Below are 17,030 nucleotides of genomic sequence, written 5' to 3' on the forward strand. Positions count from 1 at the left end.
AAAATATTTTCTCATAAAAGGAATACCAATGAAGCTCGCTATCACTACCGCCGCTCTACTCTTAGCAACTGCCAGCGCTAGCGCGGACGCCGACCAGCGTATCGCCACCTTCGATTTAGGCAGCTTGGATACACTCGACGCGCTCGGCTTGAGCGCGAAAGTGGTGGGTGTACCTAAAGCCAGCTTGCCAAACTACTTAGAGCAGTACGCAGCAGATACCTACACCGATATTGGCGGGCTGCGTTCGCCGGATATGGCCGCCATCGAAGCAAGTGCGCCTAGCCTAATTTTATACACTGGTCGCCAGGGTGACTGGGAAGCGGAACTCGGCGACATCGCCCCGCTGCTCAACACCAGCCTACAGGGTGACGACTACCTGACTGCTTTTAACGCCAATGTGCGCGAACTAGCAAGCCGTTTAGAGGCGGAAAGCGAAGCTGAGGAGGCGCTTAAAGCGCTGCATGCTGAGATAGAAACTCAGCGCGAAGGGCTAAGCGATGCTCCCCGCACGCTGGTGGTGACCCACAATGGCGGTAACCTGATGCTTAATCAGCACCCGGTCGTGTACGACGTGCTGGGTGTAGACGCACTAGAAATGCCGGATAGCGTAACCAGCGAAGTCCGTGGCACCCGCACTTTTACGCCGCTTTCTGCTGATGCCATTGCCGAAATCAATCCAGACGTTGTGCTAGTGATCGACCGCAGCGCCGCCATTGGTGATGAACCTGCCAATGCGGAGGCCTTGACGCAAACGCTGTCAGACGCCGGCACCGACAATGCGCAGATTGTTATGCTAACACCTGCACTGTGGTATCTCTCCGGCGGCGGCCTACAGAGCCTTGCGCTGCAGGTCGAAGAAGTCGCTGCAGCGCTGAACTAATCTCTCGGCTAATCGGCATGTATCTTAATACGGTAAAGCACGCAGTAAACCACCGGCAGAACGACCAGAGTTAGCAGCGTGGCGACACCGAGGCCGCCAATCAGCGCCACCGCCATGCTGGCGAAGAAGGCATCACTGATCAGCGGAATCATCCCCAGCATGGTCGTGAGTGCGGCCATGGCTACCGGACGCACACGGCTGACCGCCGCTCGCACTACCGCATGGTAGCGGTCTTGGTGCAGCGGCAACTGCACATTGATCTCCTCCACCAGCACGATGGCATTTTTGATCACCATGCCGATCAAGCTAAGCGTGCCCAGCAGCGCCATAAATGAGAAGGGCATGCCGGTAACCAGCAACGCGCCCACTACACCAATAATCGTTAGCGGTACCAGCGACCAAATGGCCAGCGGCTGGCGGAAGTTATTGAATAGCACCACGGTGAGAATAAACATCATCACTATGCCCAGCGGCAATGAGGAAAATAGCCCACTCTGCGCTTCGCCAGCGGTCTCAAACTCACCGCCCCACTCCAACCGATAGCCTGAAGGTAGATCCAAGGCTTCCACCCTTGGGCGAATGTCGGTCAAGACGCTGGCCGCGGTCACGCCGCTTAGCGGGTCGGGCTCCCCGTACACCGCCAGCATACGTTCGCGATTGCGACGCATAATCAGCGGATCTGCCACCTGTGTGGTGATATCGCTGATGACTTGATCGGCGGTAATGTAGCGGCTCTGCTCTGCACTCCATACGTTAAGCGAGCCAAGGTTGTCCGCATCGTGGCGCTGCTCAGCAATCGCCCTCGCCACTATTGGAATCAGGTCGCTGCCGTCACGGTAAACGCCCACCTGGCTGCCACTGGTACTCAGCGCAAGGGTGCTGGCCAGGTCTTCGCGGGTCACGCCCAACCTACGTGCAGCATCTTCCATGAAGACCGGCTCAATGGTTTGCACGCGGTTACGCCAACTGGTGCGCACGCTGGTCATATGAGGCGTATCGCGGAACATGGCCTCAACCTGATCGCCCAACTGGCGCAGTACCGCTGGGTCGCTGCCGTAGAAACGCGCCTCTAGCTTGGCTTTCGGCGCGGGGCCGACTTCCAAAGGGGCGATTTTAAAGTCGATATCGCTGTGGTCACGCTCAAGCACTTGCTCAACGTCGGCCATACGCGCTTGCTGGGTTGCTTTATCGTCGGTTTCGATAATCAACTGCGCATAGCTTGCATAGCGGTCTTCCGGCGAGTAGGTGAGGGTAAAGCGCTGCGCCCCACCGCCCACGGTGGTGGTCAGGTGACGAACGCCCTCCATCGCCATCACGCTCTCTTCCAATTCGCTGACGCGGCGTTGGGTTTCGAGAATATCGGTGCCTTCTGGCGTGCGGTAGTCGACAAAAAAGATCGGCGTATTAGAGGCCGGGAAGAAGGCATTTTTGACCGAACCAAAGCCGACTACCGCGCTGGCCAGGATTGCCACCATCACCGCTAAGGTTACCCAGCGCCAACGAATACCGGTGATAATGACGCGGCCTACAAAACGATAAATCACGCCTTTGTAGGGGTCTTCCTGGCCATCGCCGGGAGCCACGTTGCGGAAAAACAGTTTGAAGTAGAACGGCGTTAACGTCAGCGCCGTGATCCAGCTCAGCAGCAGCGAGTAGAGCAGCACGAAAAATAGCGAGCCGATAAACTCACCGGTGGTGTCTGGCGATAAACCGATAGGCGCAAAGGCGGCAATCGCAATCAGCGTGGCCGCCAGCAACGGCCAGGCGTTTTGGCGAATCACTTGGTGCGCAGAATCACGAATAGTGCCGCCGCGCTTTAACCCCACCAGCATGCCTTCGGTGACCACAATGGCGTTGTCCACCAGCATGCCCAGAGCAATAATCAGCGCTCCCAGCGAGATTTTCTCCAGCTGCAAACCGTGAAAGCGCATCAGCATAAAGGTGCCGATAATGGTGATCAGCAGGATAAAGCCCATTAACAGACCGCTGCGCCAACCCATAAACAGCATCAGCACCACAATCACGATGGCTACCGCCTGGATCAAGCTGACCAGGAAACCGGATACCGCGTCATCGACCACCTGGGGCTGGTTGTAAACGACGTTCAACTCCATACCCAGTGGCGTGCGGGTTTGCAGTTCATCCAGACGCTGCTGTAGCCGTTCGCCCACTTCGACCACATTCACACCGCTTTCAAAGGAGACGCCCAGCGAGATGGCTGGCCTCCCCATATCGCGGTAAAGCTGCTGGGGCTGCTCCGCCAGCTCTCGGCTCACATCGGCAATATCGCTCAGCCGCACCAGCTCGCCGTCGCCCTCGCTGACAATCAGCGCGCGCAGATCGTCAATATCTGCCGCACTGCCCGTCGGCGTGATGCGGAAACGGCGGCCATCCTGTTTAAGATGCCCAGAATCCGCCACCGCATTTTGGGTATCCAGCAGCTGCTGTAGCCGGGTTAGCGGAATATTGAGTGCGCGCAGGCGTTCGCGATCAACTTCGATATAGATGCGCTCTTCGTGCTCACCGCTTAACGATACCTTCGCGACGCCCTTCACCAAGGCGAGCTCGCGCTTGAGAAAATCAGCGTGGTCAGCCAGGTCTGGCATGCTATAGCCATCGCCCGTCAGGTTGACCATAAAACCAAATACATCGCCAAAGTCGTCATTAACGCGGGATTGACTCGCCCCTGGCGGAAGCGCGGCCTGGGCATCCTGCACTTTACGCCGCAGCGAATCCCATAATTGCTCCAACTCCTCGTTCTGCACCGTACTTTCGAGTTCAACGGTGATCTGCGACAGGCCATCAGAACTCACCGAGCTTACCCGCTTGATCGATGGCATCGACTGGATTGACTCTTCCAGGGTCGAAGTGACTTCCTGCTCGACCTCTTCAGGCGTCGCACCGGGGTACTGCGTGGTGATCAGCGCATTGCGGATGGTAAATTCGGGGAACTCCAGTTGCCCCATGCCCAAAAAGGACAACGCGCCGCCCGCCAGCAGCACCACGGTCATTAAATAGCTGGCCGCTCGGTGGCGTAGAAAGTAGTCGACCATTTTAAAGCCCCTGCTCTTTTTCCCACGGGGTCACCTTGGTGTCCTCGGTTAAGCGGTGGGCTCCGGCAGCCACGATGCGGTCACCCGCCGCCAGCTCTCCGCTGACTTCCAGGCCGCTTGAGGTTAGCCGACCGACCTCGACCGGTACCGCTTCAACGTTTTCTGGCTCAACGAATCGCCATACCAGGGCCTGGTCGGGGTCATCACCGGCATAGCTCACCGCGTCAGCGGGCAGTAACCACAGCGGAGCGCTATTCTCGGTTTGCAGCGAGCTCAAATCGAGCCGCACGTTGGCACTCATGCCGTCTAGAAGAGTGATATCGTCCGGCTGGGGCAACGTTAGCGTGACTTCATACGCCAAACTCTGCGCGCTGGCCTGGGTGGTATAAGAGGCCAGCTGGGCGAGGTAAGGTTTATCGCTATTGCCAAAACGCACTTCAAACGCCAAGGCGTCTCCGAAGGGCGTTCCATTGCTTCGCGGTATGCGCTGCACGATCTGTTCGGGCAGATGAAACACCACGTCTAACTGCCCGGGTTGCTGAATCACCGCAACCGTTTCCTGCACCTGAACAATCTGGCGGTTATCCACCGGCACTTGGGCAATCACCCCATCGTAAGGGGCGCGGAGCTTGGTATGCTCGACCTGCTCTTGGGCCTGCTCGAAGGTGGCCCGGGCGGCCCGCCACTCGCTTTGCGACTCATCAAATTGGGATTGGCTGACCGCCCCACGCTGCAGGGTATAGCGCATGCGTTCTAGCGTTGCCTCGGCTAGCTCCAAGCGCGAGCGGGCGCTGTCCAGCTCGCTTTGCACATTGCGATCATCAATGCGCGCGATCACCTCGCCTTCGCTTACCTGCTGGCCGGGGCTGACATTAAGCTCCAATAATTCCCCGGCCATACGAAATGACAAATTGCTGCGCGTAGAGGCTTCCACCCGGGCCGGAAACTGCCGTAAGGCCGCAGTACTTGCCGACTCCAAAGTCATCAATTTCACCGGCCGTGTGGCATCAGGTGACTGCGCTTGGGGTTGCTCACAGCCTGTTAACACAAGCAGGGCCAGTAGGATGGGCAGTGAACGAAGAAGAGTAACGGCCACGAGAGGCTCCTTGATAGCGGACAGCGCGGATTTTCAAACCTGAATTCAAAACATGAAGTGAGTAACATGGACACTTCACTGACATTCATGAATGTCAGTGAAGTGTATAATAATCACCATGCGGCGACTTTGCTATTTATCAGTGCCAAAATGCCGCTAATTCTATTAACAGGAGCCGCCATGTCCCGTCGTAAGGCTGACGCTGAACGTACCCGAGAAGCGATTCTCGACGCTGCGGAAACTACCTTTCTTGTTCAAGGCGTTTCGCGCACCACTCTGGCGCATATTGCTCAGGAGGCGGGAGTAACAAGGGGGGCCATTTATTGGCACTTTGAAGATAAAGCAGCGGTATTCGATGCGCTGCTGGAGCGTGTAAGACTCCCATTGGACGGTATTGTCGATGATGCAGTGCAGCGCCTCGGCACCACGCCGGTCGAATGCCTGCGCGATATCGCTCAACGCTCACTGGCGGGGATTTGTCACGACCTTCCGCTGCAGCGGGCAGCCACTATTGTGCTGCACCGCTGCGAAAAACTGGAAGATAAACACCCTCGAATTTGCATGATCACCCAGCTCCCCAAACATGCTGAAGCACACGTGGAAGCACTATTTGAGCAAGCACTAGCAGACGGCAACTTACGCGCTGACCTAACCCCAGCCAGCGCCCGCCGCCAGTTTCATGGCTTTTTGATTGGCGTTTGCTTTGATTGGCTGCAAGACCCGCAACAGTACTCTCTGGCAGATGAGTACGACGGCATCGTAGAGACATTAATGCGCGGTTTATTGGTAGAAAATACGCCGTGAAACAATGAGTATGACTTGGCACGCGGGTTGCTTGTATCACCAGGAGAACCTAACTGACCTGGAGCGTGCCATGCACCACTCTGACTACCCCCTTAGCGAAGTTCCTACCAGCGCCCGCAAGGGTTTGCTATCCACCTCGGCAGTACTGCTCGGCTTTACCTTTTTCACCGCCACCATGTGGGCGGGAGGCACTTTAGGCCAGGCCTTTCCGATTGGCCAGCTGCTATGGATCATACTGATTGGCAACCTGTTGCTGGGGGGTTACGCGGCAGCCCTCGCCTATATTGCGTGCAAAAGCGGGCTCAATTCGGTGCTGATGGGACGCTTCTGCTTTGGCGAGAAAGGCAGCAAACTTTCCGACTTTATTCTCGGTTTTACCCAGATTGGCTGGTACGCGTGGGGCACCGCGACGATTGCCTTAGTGTTAGTACGCACCACCGGGATGCCTGAATGGCTGGAAATCCCCTTAATGGTGCTATTTGGGTTTGGTTTCTGCGTGACGGCCATGATCGGCTACAAGGGGATGGATTTGCTGTCTCGCTTTGCCGTCCCCGCCATGATGCTGTTTATATTGATCAGCCTGTTTACCGGCCTGGTGGATGTGCGTGGCTTTGCGGGCCTTAGCCAGCAAACGCCCACGGAAAGCATGAGCGTGGCGGCGGCCATCACGGTCATTATTGGTACCTTTATTAGCGGCGGCACTCAAGCGACTAACTGGAGCCGCTTCGCCAAGACGCCGAAAATTGCCGTCATCTCCACCATGGCGGCTTTTTTTGTAGGTAACGGCTTAATGGTGCTGACGGGGGCACTCGGCACCATGATTTACCAGCAGGCAGATATCGTGGATGTATTGATCGCCCAGGGCTTTGTCACCATCGCCGTGCTGATGCTGTTTCTGAATATCTGGACGACACAGGACAACACCATTTACAACTTCGCTGTAGCGGGCTGCAATTTACTACGCACCGAAAAGCGCCGGCTGGTCACGGTAGGCGGCGCGGCGATTGGCACCATGCTGGCAGTGGGCGGGATGTACAACTTGCTTATTCCGTTCCTGGTACTGCTCGGCACGTTTATTCCGCCCATGGGCGGGGTCATCATGGCGGACTTCTGGCTCAAGCATAAAGGCCGTTACCCCGCTTTGGATGCCGCTCAACTGCCCGACTTCAACCGCAGAGGGCTGGCTGCCTATGCGCTGGGTGCCGGGGCTGCCTACTTTTCTCCGTTACTACCGCCATTGGTAGGGGTCGCGGTGGCAGCGGGCAGCTACGCCGTGCTGCTGCGTTTAAACCACGCTACGCTGAGCGATACGCTTCCTTCACCCGCTAAACAATAAGTGAGCCCTTTTTCTTATGCCCATGCAGATCATTAACGCCCGCCTACGCCAGCGCCCAGAACTTTATCGGCTGGAAATTGAGAACGGCACGTTCACCGCCATCACCGCACAAGATGCACCACAAACAGCGAGCGCGGGGCAGGTTGATGCAGGCGCCAAGCTCGTCTGCGCGCCGTTTATCGAGCCCCATATTCATTTAGACGCAGCTCTTACCGCGGGCGAGCCCAGCTGGAACCAAAGCGGCACGCTGTTTGAAGGCATTGAGCGCTGGGGTGAGCGCAAACCCATGCTCACCGAAGCCGATATTCGCGAGCGCGCTCTGAAAACGCTTAATTTATTAATCGGCAATGGCGTTCAGTTCGTGCGCACCCACGCTGACACCAGCGACCCAAGCCTGATTGGCCTTAAAACGCTGTGTACCTTGCGGGATGAACTGAAGGATAAAATCGATATTCAAGTAGTCGCCTTTCCCCAAGACGGCCTGCTCTCCTACCCCGGCGGAGAAAAGCTAATGGAGGAGGCGCTGGAATTCGGTGCCGACGTAGTGGGTGGCATCCCCCATTTCGAATACACCCGCGAACTGGGCGTGGCGTCCATGAAGCGGGTAATCGAACTTGCGATCAAGTACGATCGCTTGGTGGATGTGCACTGCGACGAGATCGATGACCCCAATTCGCGCTTTCTTGAAGTGCTGGCCTGCGAAGCGCTCTTTAATGATTTGGGCAGCCGCGTGACCGCAAGCCACACCACCGCGATGCACTCTTACGATAACGCCTACTGTTCCAAGCTGTTTCTGCTACTCAAGCGCTCGGGCATTAATTTCGTCTCTTGTCCCACCGAAAGTATTCATTTGCAGGGGCGCTTCGACACCTACCCCAAACGGCGCGGCGTCACACGGGTAAAGGAACTCAACGAGGCGGGCATCAACGTCTGCTTTGCCGAAGACTCCATTTTTGATCCGTGGTATTCGTTGGGTAACGGCAAGCTTTTGCGAACACTGGATTTCGGCCTGCATATCTGCCAAATGATGGGTTATCAAGACTTTAGTCAGGCGCTTTCGCTGATTACTGACAATAGCGCTCGCACGCTGAACATCGAAGAACGCTACGGCATTGAAGTGGGCAAACCGGCCAGCTTCATCCTGCTGGAAGGCGAGGATGATTACAGCGTGCTGCGCAATCAAGGCGAGGTACTGCTTTCGGTGCGCCACGGCGAGATCATCATGCAGCGCGACCCCGCCAAAATCACCACGCCGCCTTGGCTCGGCTTTTAGAATAAGCGTAAAATGGCTGGGCTGATATTCAGCAAAGTTCTCAGGGCGGGGTGAAAGTCCCCACCGGCGGTGATACGGCCTTTGAACCAGGCCGCTAAGCCCGCGAGCGCTCAAGCAAGCAATTGCTTGAGGTCAGCAGATTCGGTGAGAAACCGAAGCCGACGGTGATAGTCCGGATGAAAGAGAACGGCACCTTAGACACGCAACGTTAACAGTGGCTATGCCATCTGTTACGGCTGCCTGACGACCGGTTCCGCGTGCCCTGATTCTGGTACAACTTATCCAAGAGAATGACCATGAATCAGACATTTCCGCTGACACTTTCTACCCACACCACGTCTCAACGCATCGCGTTTATTCAAGGCCACTGGCATCAGGATATCGTCGAGAAGGCCTATGAAGCCTTTATTGCTGAAGTAGAACGCTGTGGTCTTAACACCGAACAAGTAGACCCCTTCACCGTTTCCGGTGCTTACGAAATTCCCTTGCAAGCAAAAGTACTCGCCCAAAGTGGCCGCTATGGCGCCATTGTCGGGGCTGGCTTTGTGGTCGATGGCGGTATTTATCGCCACGACTTTGTGGCTCATGCGGTGATTGATGGCTTGATGCGTGTGCAGTTAGACACGCAAGTGCCGGTGATCTCGGCAGTATTAACACCGCACCACTTCCATGAGCACGCCACGCATCACGACTTCTACACCCAACACTTTGTTACCAAAGGGAAAGAAGCCGCCCAGGCGTGCCTGAACACAATGGAAAACCTGCATAGAGCGCGCAAGCTAAGCGAGGCTTGATGCACTGTAGTTCAGGCTCGGCTAGGTGCCGAGCCTGAACTGCTTAACTCACTTCACATCAAGCAAGTAACCATAAAACGCCGTATTGCGCTGCCAGCCCAATGACTCATAAAGGTGCTGGGCACGCTCGTTCTCTACCTGCGTCATTAATATCAAGCGTGCTACGCCATGCTCTTTGGCGAGTTTTGTAGCGGCTTCCATTAGCGCTCTTCCCGTGCCCTTATCGCGAGACTCTGGAAGCACAAAAAGATCATTTAGCGTCCAGCGCGCGTTTAAGCCTACCGTGGAAACCCCAGGGTAAAGCTGAACAAAGCCAGTAAGCCGACCATTCTCACTCTCACTAACGAGAATGCGTGAATCCGCCTGCCCAAATCGTTGGCGCAAAAAGGCACGAGCGGCCTCCGCATTACTAGGCTGAGCGTAGAACTGCCGATAACCATCTAGCAGCTCCGTTAGCGTATCAAGATCATTAATCGTGGCAGGGCGAACAAATGTCATACTCATCTCCAGGCTCGTTTGCTATCACGCCAATAACGTTATAGTGAGTTAACACCTAATTGCTAACTGAAAACAGCTTTTATCACCTGCTAAGGAATTGCTCTATGTCCGACTTTATCGCCCCTGATGGTCATCCCCGCTGCCTATGGTGTGGGGGCGCGGCGGAGTTTTTGCCTTACCATGACAACGAGTGGGGCTTTCCAGTGGCTAACGACCAGCGGCTGTTCGAGAAGCTGTGCCTGGAGAGTTTTCAGTCGGGGTTGAGTTGGCGCACCATTCTCAATAAACGCGAGAACTTCCGCGCCGCTTTTCACCATTTCGATTTTCATCAGGTTGCCCGGTTTGGCGAAGACGATGTGCAGCAATTGCTGCAGAACGCAGGCATTATTCGCCATCGCGGAAAAATCGAAGCGGTCATTAATAATGCTTTAAGAGCGCAAGAAATGGTCGAACATGAAGGCTCGTTAGCCGCGTTCTTCTGGCGTTTCGAGCCAGACGCCGACTCCCTCCCCCCGCCGCAAACCCAGGTCACCTCGCCTGAATCCATCGCTCTATCCAAAGCGTTAAAAAAGCGCGGTTGGAAATTCGTTGGCCCAACAACCGCTTTTGCCTTTATGCAGGCGATGGGGCTGATCAATGACCACTCGCTAAACTGCATCACCCGCGTGCAGGTTGCACAGGCGCGGCAGCAATTTAAGCGGCCGATATAAAAAAACAGTGATAGGGTATGGTTTTTGACACGCTTATCAATAAACCGAACAGCAAGGGGACAACACGTTCCCAATGGGGTCAACGTGGTTCAATCATTCTCTTCGCATACAGAATCCCGCACCTCACGATATAAAGCTTGGAGTGTGCATATATTCACCGCCAGCGGTGTACTACTCGGCACCATGGCGCTGCTTGCACTGGTCGACAATAATCCCGTCGCCTGCCTCCTCTGGCTGGGTGCTGCGATGATGATTGATGGTATCGATGGCACTCTGGCGCGCAAGTATGAAGTGAAGACGATACTGCCCCACTTCGATGGCTCAACGCTCGATATGGTCATTGATTACCTGACCTGGGCCTTTATTCCTGCCCTCTTTATCTACTACTTTATTGAACTGCCGCCCTATTTTGCACTGCTCTCAGTGTTCATTATTCTGCTGTCGTCGATGTTCTGTTTCTGCAATGTCGATATGAAAAGCCAAGACAACTACTTCGTTGGTTTTCCAGCCGCCTGGAACATCACCGCCGCCTATTTTTACATTATTGATTTACCTCCTTTTATTACCTTTGCCACTATCGTTGTTCTCGCCATTCTCACCGTGACTAAAATGAAGTTTCTTCATCCCTTTCGCGTGCGTTTGTTCATGCCACTCAATATCGCCGTCACCTTGCTATGGTGCGTGTGTGCGACGTCACTGATACTTTCCAGCCCTGAGCACGCCGCTTGGGCAGTATGGGGGTGGGGCATTGCCTCTGTTTACTTCGCCGGGATGTGCCTATGGCGCACGGCGCAAGAGTGGTTTGATTGAACCAGCCGACTGGCTGTAGCAAGGAGCATGGAAGATGTCACTGACCCCGCGGCAACAGAAGAAATTCAGAGCGTTGGCGGCAGAAATCGAAGGAATCGATGTCGAAGTCTACCAGCGTTTTGAGCGCGACCCTCTGGAGCCCATCATCGGCCTTGGCAAGCCGAACCTACGCATTGGCTTTTTCGGACGCGACCCAGGGCGCGATGAGGTTCGCCATGGCGAACCCTTTATCGGCGCTGGCGGGCAGTTGGTCAGAAAGGCGCTGCATGAGCACCTTTATGATGAAAAAATGTCTGACTTCGAGGCCTCGCGCGCCGTGGGCGAGCACTTTTTCTGGATCAACACCGTGCCCTACAAACCCATAGGTAACAAGGCGTGGTCCATGAAGGTCAAGCGCCACTTTCACGGCTTGATGAACGAAATCCTGATCTCCCGCTGGAAAGGGCGAACCCTGATCACGCTGGGTCGCGAGGCTTTTCTATGGTTCGGCATCGGCCGCTCAAAAGAGGAGCGTGCACGCCTGGAGGCATTCTGGAAGCACGAGGATCGCTTTGAAAGTAGTATCGAGGTGACGCTTGAAGATGACCACGGCGAGGCACAGACCTTTACCCTCTATCCGCTGCCTCACCCTTCTCCGCTCAATCAGACCTGGTATGCACGCTTTCCGGGTCTCCTGAAACAGCGCTTAGAGCAATTGGATGTGCGCCAGGGTAACCTCACCTTATGAGGCTGTGATCGCGCCCTCATCCCAGCACGGCTGCATGCGCCTGCGCGTCCTCCACCATCTCAGTAGCCAGCTCACCCACCGTACGTACGGCCGCTTCAATCGCGGGCGTTAGCGTAAACGCGTAGTTCAGGCGCAAACATTGGCGAAACTTGCCCGAAGCTGAAAACAGTGACCCCGGCGCTACATGGATAGCATGCTGCGCTAAGCGCTGATTGAGCTTCACACAGTCCACGGCGGCGGGTAGCTCTACCCAGAGTAAAAAACTGCCTTGGGGGTAACTGATACCCGCGCCCTTGGGGAAGTAGCGCTGAACCCAACTGATCATGATATCGCGCTGGCGCTGATATTGGCGGGTGGCGTAACGCACGTGGCGCTCGTAGTGCCCTTTGGCGACGAACTCCGCCACTGCCAGCTGCGGTAACGTCGCCGAAGCGCCGGTGGAGACATACTTCATATGCAACGCTTGGTCACGATAGCGCCCTGGCGCCAGCCAACCCACTCTTAACCCCGGCCCCACCGTTTTGGAAAAGCCGCTGCACAGCATCACCCGACCATCGTCATCGAAGGATTTAACGGTACGCGGCCGGGGCAGGGTAAATGACAGGTCGCCGTAGATATCGTCTTCGATGATCGCCACGTCAAAACGTTGCGCCAGCTGAAATAGCGCCCGCTTGCGCGCCTCGGGCATGGTATAACCCAGCGGGTTATTGTAGGTGGGCGTGACCTGTATGGCGCGGATTGGCCACTGTTCCAGGGCCAGCTCCAGGGCTTCCAGACTAATACCCGTTTGCGGGTCGGTGGGGATTTCCAGTGCTTTTAAACCGTTGGCCTTGAGGATCTGCATGGTGCCGTAAAAGCTCGGTGAGTCCACAGCTACCACATCGCCAGATTGGGTAAGGGTGCGCAGCGCAATCGACAGCGCCTCCTGACAGCCAGTGGTCACCATAATGTCGTCTGGGTGTAGCAAGCAGCCCGAGGCAATAGCTAATCGTGCCACCTGCTGACGCAGCTCGGGGCTACCGCTTAGTTTGTCGTAGTTGAACCCGTGCAGGTCACTGCTGCGATGCAGCCCGGCGAGAATCTTCGACAGTGGCCGCAGCGTCTCATACTCAAAATTCGGTATGCCACGCCCCAGCAGCAGCCGCACGTCATCACGTTGGGTAGCGACGAGCTCCAGCACTTGATCCCATTGGGAAATATCCAGCGGGCGCTGTGCGGGTCGTGAGACCGACGGTAGCACCGATGGCACGCGGCTAGGCAGCACGAAGTAGCCCGATTTTGGTCGAGACTCGATCAACCGCAAGTCCATCAGCTGACGGTAGGCCTCCTGGGCCGTCGAAATGCTAACGCCCAACTCCTGACAGACCGCACGAATAGAGGGTAGGCGATCACCTACCCGGTAAATGCCGTGCTCAATACGCTCCCGCAAAACCGTGGCGACTTCTTCATAACGTGTCATGACACTCTCCCGCCCACACTCGATTATCAATACAGATGCCCTATTCTGTGGCCATACAGAGCGCCAGAACACCCTTCTGTATTCTAAAAATATTAAATACTATATCTGTATTGATATAGTAGCACTAAGTAAGCTGGTTGAGCAGATAATAAGGAGGATTAGCCATGCCGCGCTTCAGCCTTACCCAGCTTCGCTATCAGTTGCGTTATCAACTGCGCCAGTACCGTCACTACCGCCGTAGCCGCCGCCAACTGCTATCCCTTGATGACAGGCTACTTGACGATATTGGCATTGACCGCACACAGGCGCTCAAAGAGGGACATAAAGCGTTTTGGAAGCATACACCACTCGATGAGGGGCCTGATGAAAACCGCTGAGTATTACCTACTCGACGTCTTTACCGACCAGCCGTTTACCGGCAACCCATTGGCCGTTTTTCTAGAGGCTGATGGGTTGGCAGCCAGTACCATGCAGGCGCTGGCTAATGAGCTTAACCTGGCCGAAACGGTGTTTTTAAGTGCCGCTACTGGGCCGAATCACTACCCGATGCGTATTTTTACACCAACGCGAGAGCTGCCTTTTGCCGGTCACCCCACGGTTGGCACCGCGCATCTGCTAAGGGGACTGGATTTAGTGAACCGCGGGCAAGGCGTTGTGCTCCAGCCTCCCATCGGCGAGCTCGTGGTTAATTATGAACAAGATAGGGCAACGTTTAAGACCGCCCAACCCGCCATGATCACAGACAGCACTATTGATCGCACCACGGCCGTTGAGCTGCTGGGATTGGACATCCATCAGGTGATGGGTGATCCGGTGATTGCCTCCTTCGGGCTGCCCTTTCATTTGATCGAACTCACTGACGTGGCAGCGTTAGAGAACGTGCGAATTTCTACAACGGCTTGGGCAAGTGCTGTTGCAGCCAGCAGTGCCGTCCAGGTTTATCTGTATGTGATTGAACAACAAGGTGGGGCAGAAACAGTGGTCAAAAGCCGCATGTTCTGTATGCATGCCAGCATTTGCGAAGACCCCGCTACCGGCAGCGCCGCAGCCGCTTTAACCGGCTATTTGGCCTCACTTCAACCCGATACCTTGCAGTGCAAGATTCACCAGGGTGTTGAAATGGGTCGTCCCAGCGTTATCTACACAGCAGCAAATGGCGGTATCAAACCCGGTTTTGTACAGGTGGGCGGTAACGCAGTGATAGTGGGTAAGGGAGAGTTTTACCTAGAACTGTAACCAAAAGCTGAAACAAAAAAGAGTGCCCACGATATCGCGGACACTCAGCATCTGTTCTCAGTTGGCTAACGTTATGCTGCCTGTACCTCAATACGACGGGTACGGTGGCTATCTTTCTTGGGCAGCGTTAGCGTCAGTACGCCGTTGACCAGAGTGGCGCTAATGGCATCACTGTCCACTTCGTGACTGAGGTTGAAACGCCGCGCAAAACGCTGGCCGCGAACTTCGGCGTGCAGCGCGCTCAGCCCTTCGGGCATATTCAGCGCTATCTCACCCTCCAAGCTCAGCACGTTGTTGTCGAGCTCTATTTTCAGCGTCTCATTAGTAACGCCGGGCATATCTGCCAACAGTTTGAGCGCGTTAGACTCCTCAATGATATCCACCGCTGGCAGCAGGGTTTCTTCACGGCGTTGCTCTTCGCCACCTTGTTGCAGCGGGGAGTGGTTGGATGAACGAACAACGTTATTCATGATTTATCCCTCCTTATTCAAGGTTAACAAACATGATTTACGCCGCCTGAACATCAATACGCCGCGGCTTGAGCTCTTCGCGCTTAGGCAGCACGATCTCAAACACCCCATGGGCATGGCGTGCCTCTGCCCGTTCGGCATCGAGACCGTCGGGAAGCGCAACCGCTCTCACAAACTCACCGCTGGCGCGCTCACGACGAAATACCGGGCGCGAGCTGCCATCGTCATTACTACCCGTCACAGCATCGCGTTTGCCACGCAGTGTCAGCACATTGTCCTGAACATCGATGGTCAAATCCGAGGGTGCCAGACCCGCCGCAAACACATAGACCCTCACGGCATCGTCGCTACGCGCCACGTTGATCATCGGAAAACTACCACGTGGCACCGCGCGAATATCCATCGCATTGCTGTCGGGCAAGAAGCCATCCAGCAACTGGCTAAACCAGTCAAACTGGCGAGGCAAGCCGGTTTCAAAACGCTTGAGATCATCGAACATATCGAACACCTCCTACGTTAAGCAGACTATGAAAATCGTCATAAGAGGCAGCCTCTTACTCTTACACAACTTAAAGAAGCAGCCTCTACGCTGTAAAAATAGGAGCGGTCAGTCGATTTTCAAGGGTCTGGATGGCAATTTTTTTGGACTTTTAAACCTGCCAAGGACAGCACATTAAGGCCGCTTTAAAAACCGATGCTCACAGCGGTTAAGCGACCGTTACATCGGTAGAGAGATAGACATCCTGAATAGCATGCAGCAACTCAACGCCTTCCTGCATGGGTTTCTGGAAGGCCTTGCGCCCTGAGATCAAGCCCATACCACCGGCGCGTTTGTTGATCACCGCCGTGCGCACTGCTTCGCCGAGATCAGAGTGCCCCTTGGAGCCCCCGCCGGAATTAATCAAACCCACGCGACCCATAAAGCAATTGGCAACCTGGTAGCGGGCCAAATCAATGGGGTGGTCAGTGGTTAGCTCGCTGTAGACATTATCGTGGGTATGGCCAAAGCCTACTGCACGGTAACCGCCGTTGTTCTCAGGCAGTTTCTGTTTGACGATATCCGCCTTGAGGGTTGCGGCCATGTGGTTAGCTTGGCTGGTGAGGTCGGCGGAGACGTGATAATCGGTGCCGTCCTGCTTGAAGGCTGGATTGCGTAAATAAGCCCACAAGACCGTTACCATTCCCAATTGGTGAGCGCGCTCAAAGGCCTCGCTAATCTCCATGATTTGTCGACGGCTCTCATGGGAGCCAAAGTAAATCGTCGCCCCCACCGCCACGCATCCCATGTCGTGGGCCTGGTCTACATCGGCAAATAGCGTCTGGTCGTATATCGCCGGATGGCTCAACGTCTCGTTATGGTTCAGCTTGAGCATCATCGGGATTTTGTGGGCATAACGCCGCGCCACCGACGACAAAACACCCAACGTCGATGCTACGCCGTTACATCCCCCTTCAAGTGCCAGCTCAACGATGTTGGCTGGGTCAAAGTAGCGCGGATTGGGTGCGAAGGAAGCACCCGCTGAGTGCTCAATACCCTGATCCACCGGCAGCAAGCTAAGGTAACCGGTACCTGCCAAGCGGCCGTGATTAAAAAAGCTCTGCATACTGCGCAGCACCGCTGGGCTGCGGTCGCTATCCGCCATAACACGGTCAATAAAGTCTGGGCCCGGCAGGTGCAAGCTATCCCGGGGTACGCCCTGGCACGTGTGATTAAGCAAACTATCGGCGTCACTGCCGAGCAAAGCGGCTATATCAGTCATGATGAGCTCCTTTATGTTCATATGTAACAAAAAGTAAGTGTATGCCAAAAACTGCTGAAATGAAGTGTATCGATTTAATAAAGCCTAGCGCTTCAATAGAGCATAGGGGAAGCACCGCTGCAAT

The 17,030-nt window shown here is 55.3% G+C and carries 17 protein-coding genes and 1 riboswitch; of the genes, 10 read left to right on the forward strand and 7 right to left on the reverse strand.

Translation table 11 applies throughout. From position 1 onward, the window contains the following. Positions 1-28: 28 nt before the first annotated feature. A complete protein-coding gene (locus ACXUPB_RS18560) occupies positions 29-880 on the forward strand; it encodes an ABC transporter substrate-binding protein (protein ID WP_472953899.1) in 852 nt (283 codons plus the stop codon). A gap of 8 nt (positions 881-888) precedes the next feature. On the opposite strand, the gene ACXUPB_RS18565 is transcribed toward ACXUPB_RS18560, so the two are convergent. Continuing rightward, positions 889-3,933, reverse strand: a complete 3,045-nt coding sequence (locus ACXUPB_RS18565) for an efflux RND transporter permease subunit (protein WP_472953902.1) — start codon at positions 3,931-3,933, stop codon at positions 889-891. A 1-nt stretch (position 3,934) separates the two neighbouring features. Beyond that, the gene (locus ACXUPB_RS18570; protein WP_472953903.1) at positions 3,935-5,029 is read right to left on the reverse strand and encodes an efflux RND transporter periplasmic adaptor subunit; all 1,095 of its coding nucleotides are present in this window, start codon (positions 5,027-5,029) and stop codon (positions 3,935-3,937) included. Positions 5,030-5,209: 180 nt separating this feature from the next. Between ACXUPB_RS18570 and ACXUPB_RS18575 the strand changes: the two genes are divergently transcribed. From ACXUPB_RS18575 to ACXUPB_RS18590, 4 genes are all read left to right on the forward strand, one after another. Then, positions 5,210-5,833 (forward strand): TetR family transcriptional regulator, encoded by a 624-nt coding sequence (locus tag ACXUPB_RS18575; RefSeq protein ID WP_339934093.1) that lies wholly within the window; start codon positions 5,210-5,212, stop codon positions 5,831-5,833. Between the two features lie 70 nt (positions 5,834-5,903). After that, complete coding sequence (codB, locus tag ACXUPB_RS18580; RefSeq protein WP_472953905.1) at positions 5,904-7,169, forward strand: cytosine permease; 1,266 nt, start codon at positions 5,904-5,906, stop codon at positions 7,167-7,169. A gap of 16 nt (positions 7,170-7,185) precedes the next feature. Continuing rightward, positions 7,186-8,442: a cytosine deaminase gene (gene codA / locus ACXUPB_RS18585; protein WP_472953907.1), complete on the forward strand. Its 1,257-nt coding sequence runs from the start codon at positions 7,186-7,188 to the stop codon at positions 8,440-8,442. 32 nt (positions 8,443-8,474) lie between these two features. Next, positions 8,475-8,634, forward strand: a riboswitch (FMN riboswitch). A gap of 104 nt (positions 8,635-8,738) precedes the next feature. Then, positions 8,739-9,236, forward strand: coding sequence for a 6,7-dimethyl-8-ribityllumazine synthase (locus tag ACXUPB_RS18590; protein WP_335597926.1), 498 nt, complete (start codon positions 8,739-8,741; stop codon positions 9,234-9,236). A gap of 48 nt (positions 9,237-9,284) precedes the next feature. Here the strand turns inward: ACXUPB_RS18590 and ACXUPB_RS18595 are convergent, their stop codons facing one another. Then, complete coding sequence (locus tag ACXUPB_RS18595; protein WP_035587284.1) at positions 9,285-9,734, reverse strand: GNAT family N-acetyltransferase; 450 nt, start codon at positions 9,732-9,734, stop codon at positions 9,285-9,287. A 104-nt stretch (positions 9,735-9,838) separates the two neighbouring features. Between ACXUPB_RS18595 and ACXUPB_RS18600 the strand changes: the two genes are divergently transcribed. From ACXUPB_RS18600 to ACXUPB_RS18610, 3 genes are all read left to right on the forward strand, one after another. Beyond that, complete coding sequence (locus ACXUPB_RS18600) at positions 9,839-10,444, forward strand: DNA-3-methyladenine glycosylase I (protein ID WP_336269054.1); 606 nt, start codon at positions 9,839-9,841, stop codon at positions 10,442-10,444. Positions 10,445-10,528: 84 nt separating this feature from the next. Next, positions 10,529-11,254, forward strand: a complete 726-nt coding sequence (pcsA, locus tag ACXUPB_RS18605) for a phosphatidylcholine synthase (RefSeq protein ID WP_472953909.1) — start codon at positions 10,529-10,531, stop codon at positions 11,252-11,254. Between the two features lie 34 nt (positions 11,255-11,288). Then, positions 11,289-11,981 (forward strand): uracil-DNA glycosylase family protein, encoded by a 693-nt coding sequence (locus ACXUPB_RS18610; RefSeq protein ID WP_472953911.1) that lies wholly within the window; start codon positions 11,289-11,291, stop codon positions 11,979-11,981. A 16-nt stretch (positions 11,982-11,997) separates the two neighbouring features. On the opposite strand, the gene ACXUPB_RS18615 is transcribed toward ACXUPB_RS18610, so the two are convergent. After that, on the reverse strand, positions 11,998-13,440 hold the full coding sequence (locus tag ACXUPB_RS18615) for an aminotransferase-like domain-containing protein (protein WP_472953912.1): 1,443 nt from the start codon (positions 13,438-13,440) through the stop codon (positions 11,998-12,000). 164 nt (positions 13,441-13,604) lie between these two features. On the opposite strand from ACXUPB_RS18615, the gene ACXUPB_RS18620 reads away from it, so the two are divergent. Beyond that, positions 13,605-13,817: a YjiS-like domain-containing protein gene (locus ACXUPB_RS18620; RefSeq protein WP_472953915.1), complete on the forward strand. Its 213-nt coding sequence runs from the start codon at positions 13,605-13,607 to the stop codon at positions 13,815-13,817. After that, the gene (locus tag ACXUPB_RS18625; protein WP_179916334.1) at positions 13,804-14,676 is read left to right on the forward strand and encodes a PhzF family phenazine biosynthesis protein; all 873 of its coding nucleotides are present in this window, start codon (positions 13,804-13,806) and stop codon (positions 14,674-14,676) included. The genes ACXUPB_RS18620 and ACXUPB_RS18625 overlap by 14 nt, the downstream gene beginning before the upstream one ends. Positions 14,677-14,747: 71 nt before the next feature. Here the strand turns inward: ACXUPB_RS18625 and ACXUPB_RS18630 are convergent, their stop codons facing one another. The 3 genes from ACXUPB_RS18630 to ACXUPB_RS18640 form a co-directional block, all read right to left on the reverse strand. Then, positions 14,748-15,146, reverse strand: a complete 399-nt coding sequence (locus ACXUPB_RS18630; protein ID WP_035561059.1) for an Hsp20/alpha crystallin family protein — start codon at positions 15,144-15,146, stop codon at positions 14,748-14,750. Positions 15,147-15,183: 37 nt separating this feature from the next. Then, a complete protein-coding gene (locus ACXUPB_RS18635; RefSeq protein WP_035561055.1) occupies positions 15,184-15,645 on the reverse strand; it encodes an Hsp20/alpha crystallin family protein in 462 nt (153 codons plus the stop codon). A 208-nt stretch (positions 15,646-15,853) separates the two neighbouring features. Then, positions 15,854-16,906 carry a class I fructose-bisphosphate aldolase gene (locus ACXUPB_RS18640; protein ID WP_472953918.1) on the reverse strand — a complete coding sequence of 351 codons (1,053 nt, stop codon included), beginning with the start codon at positions 16,904-16,906 and terminating at the stop codon, positions 15,854-15,856. Positions 16,907-17,030: the final 124 nt, after the last annotated feature.

The organism is Vreelandella sp. DA03-1M (assembly GCF_055725665.1).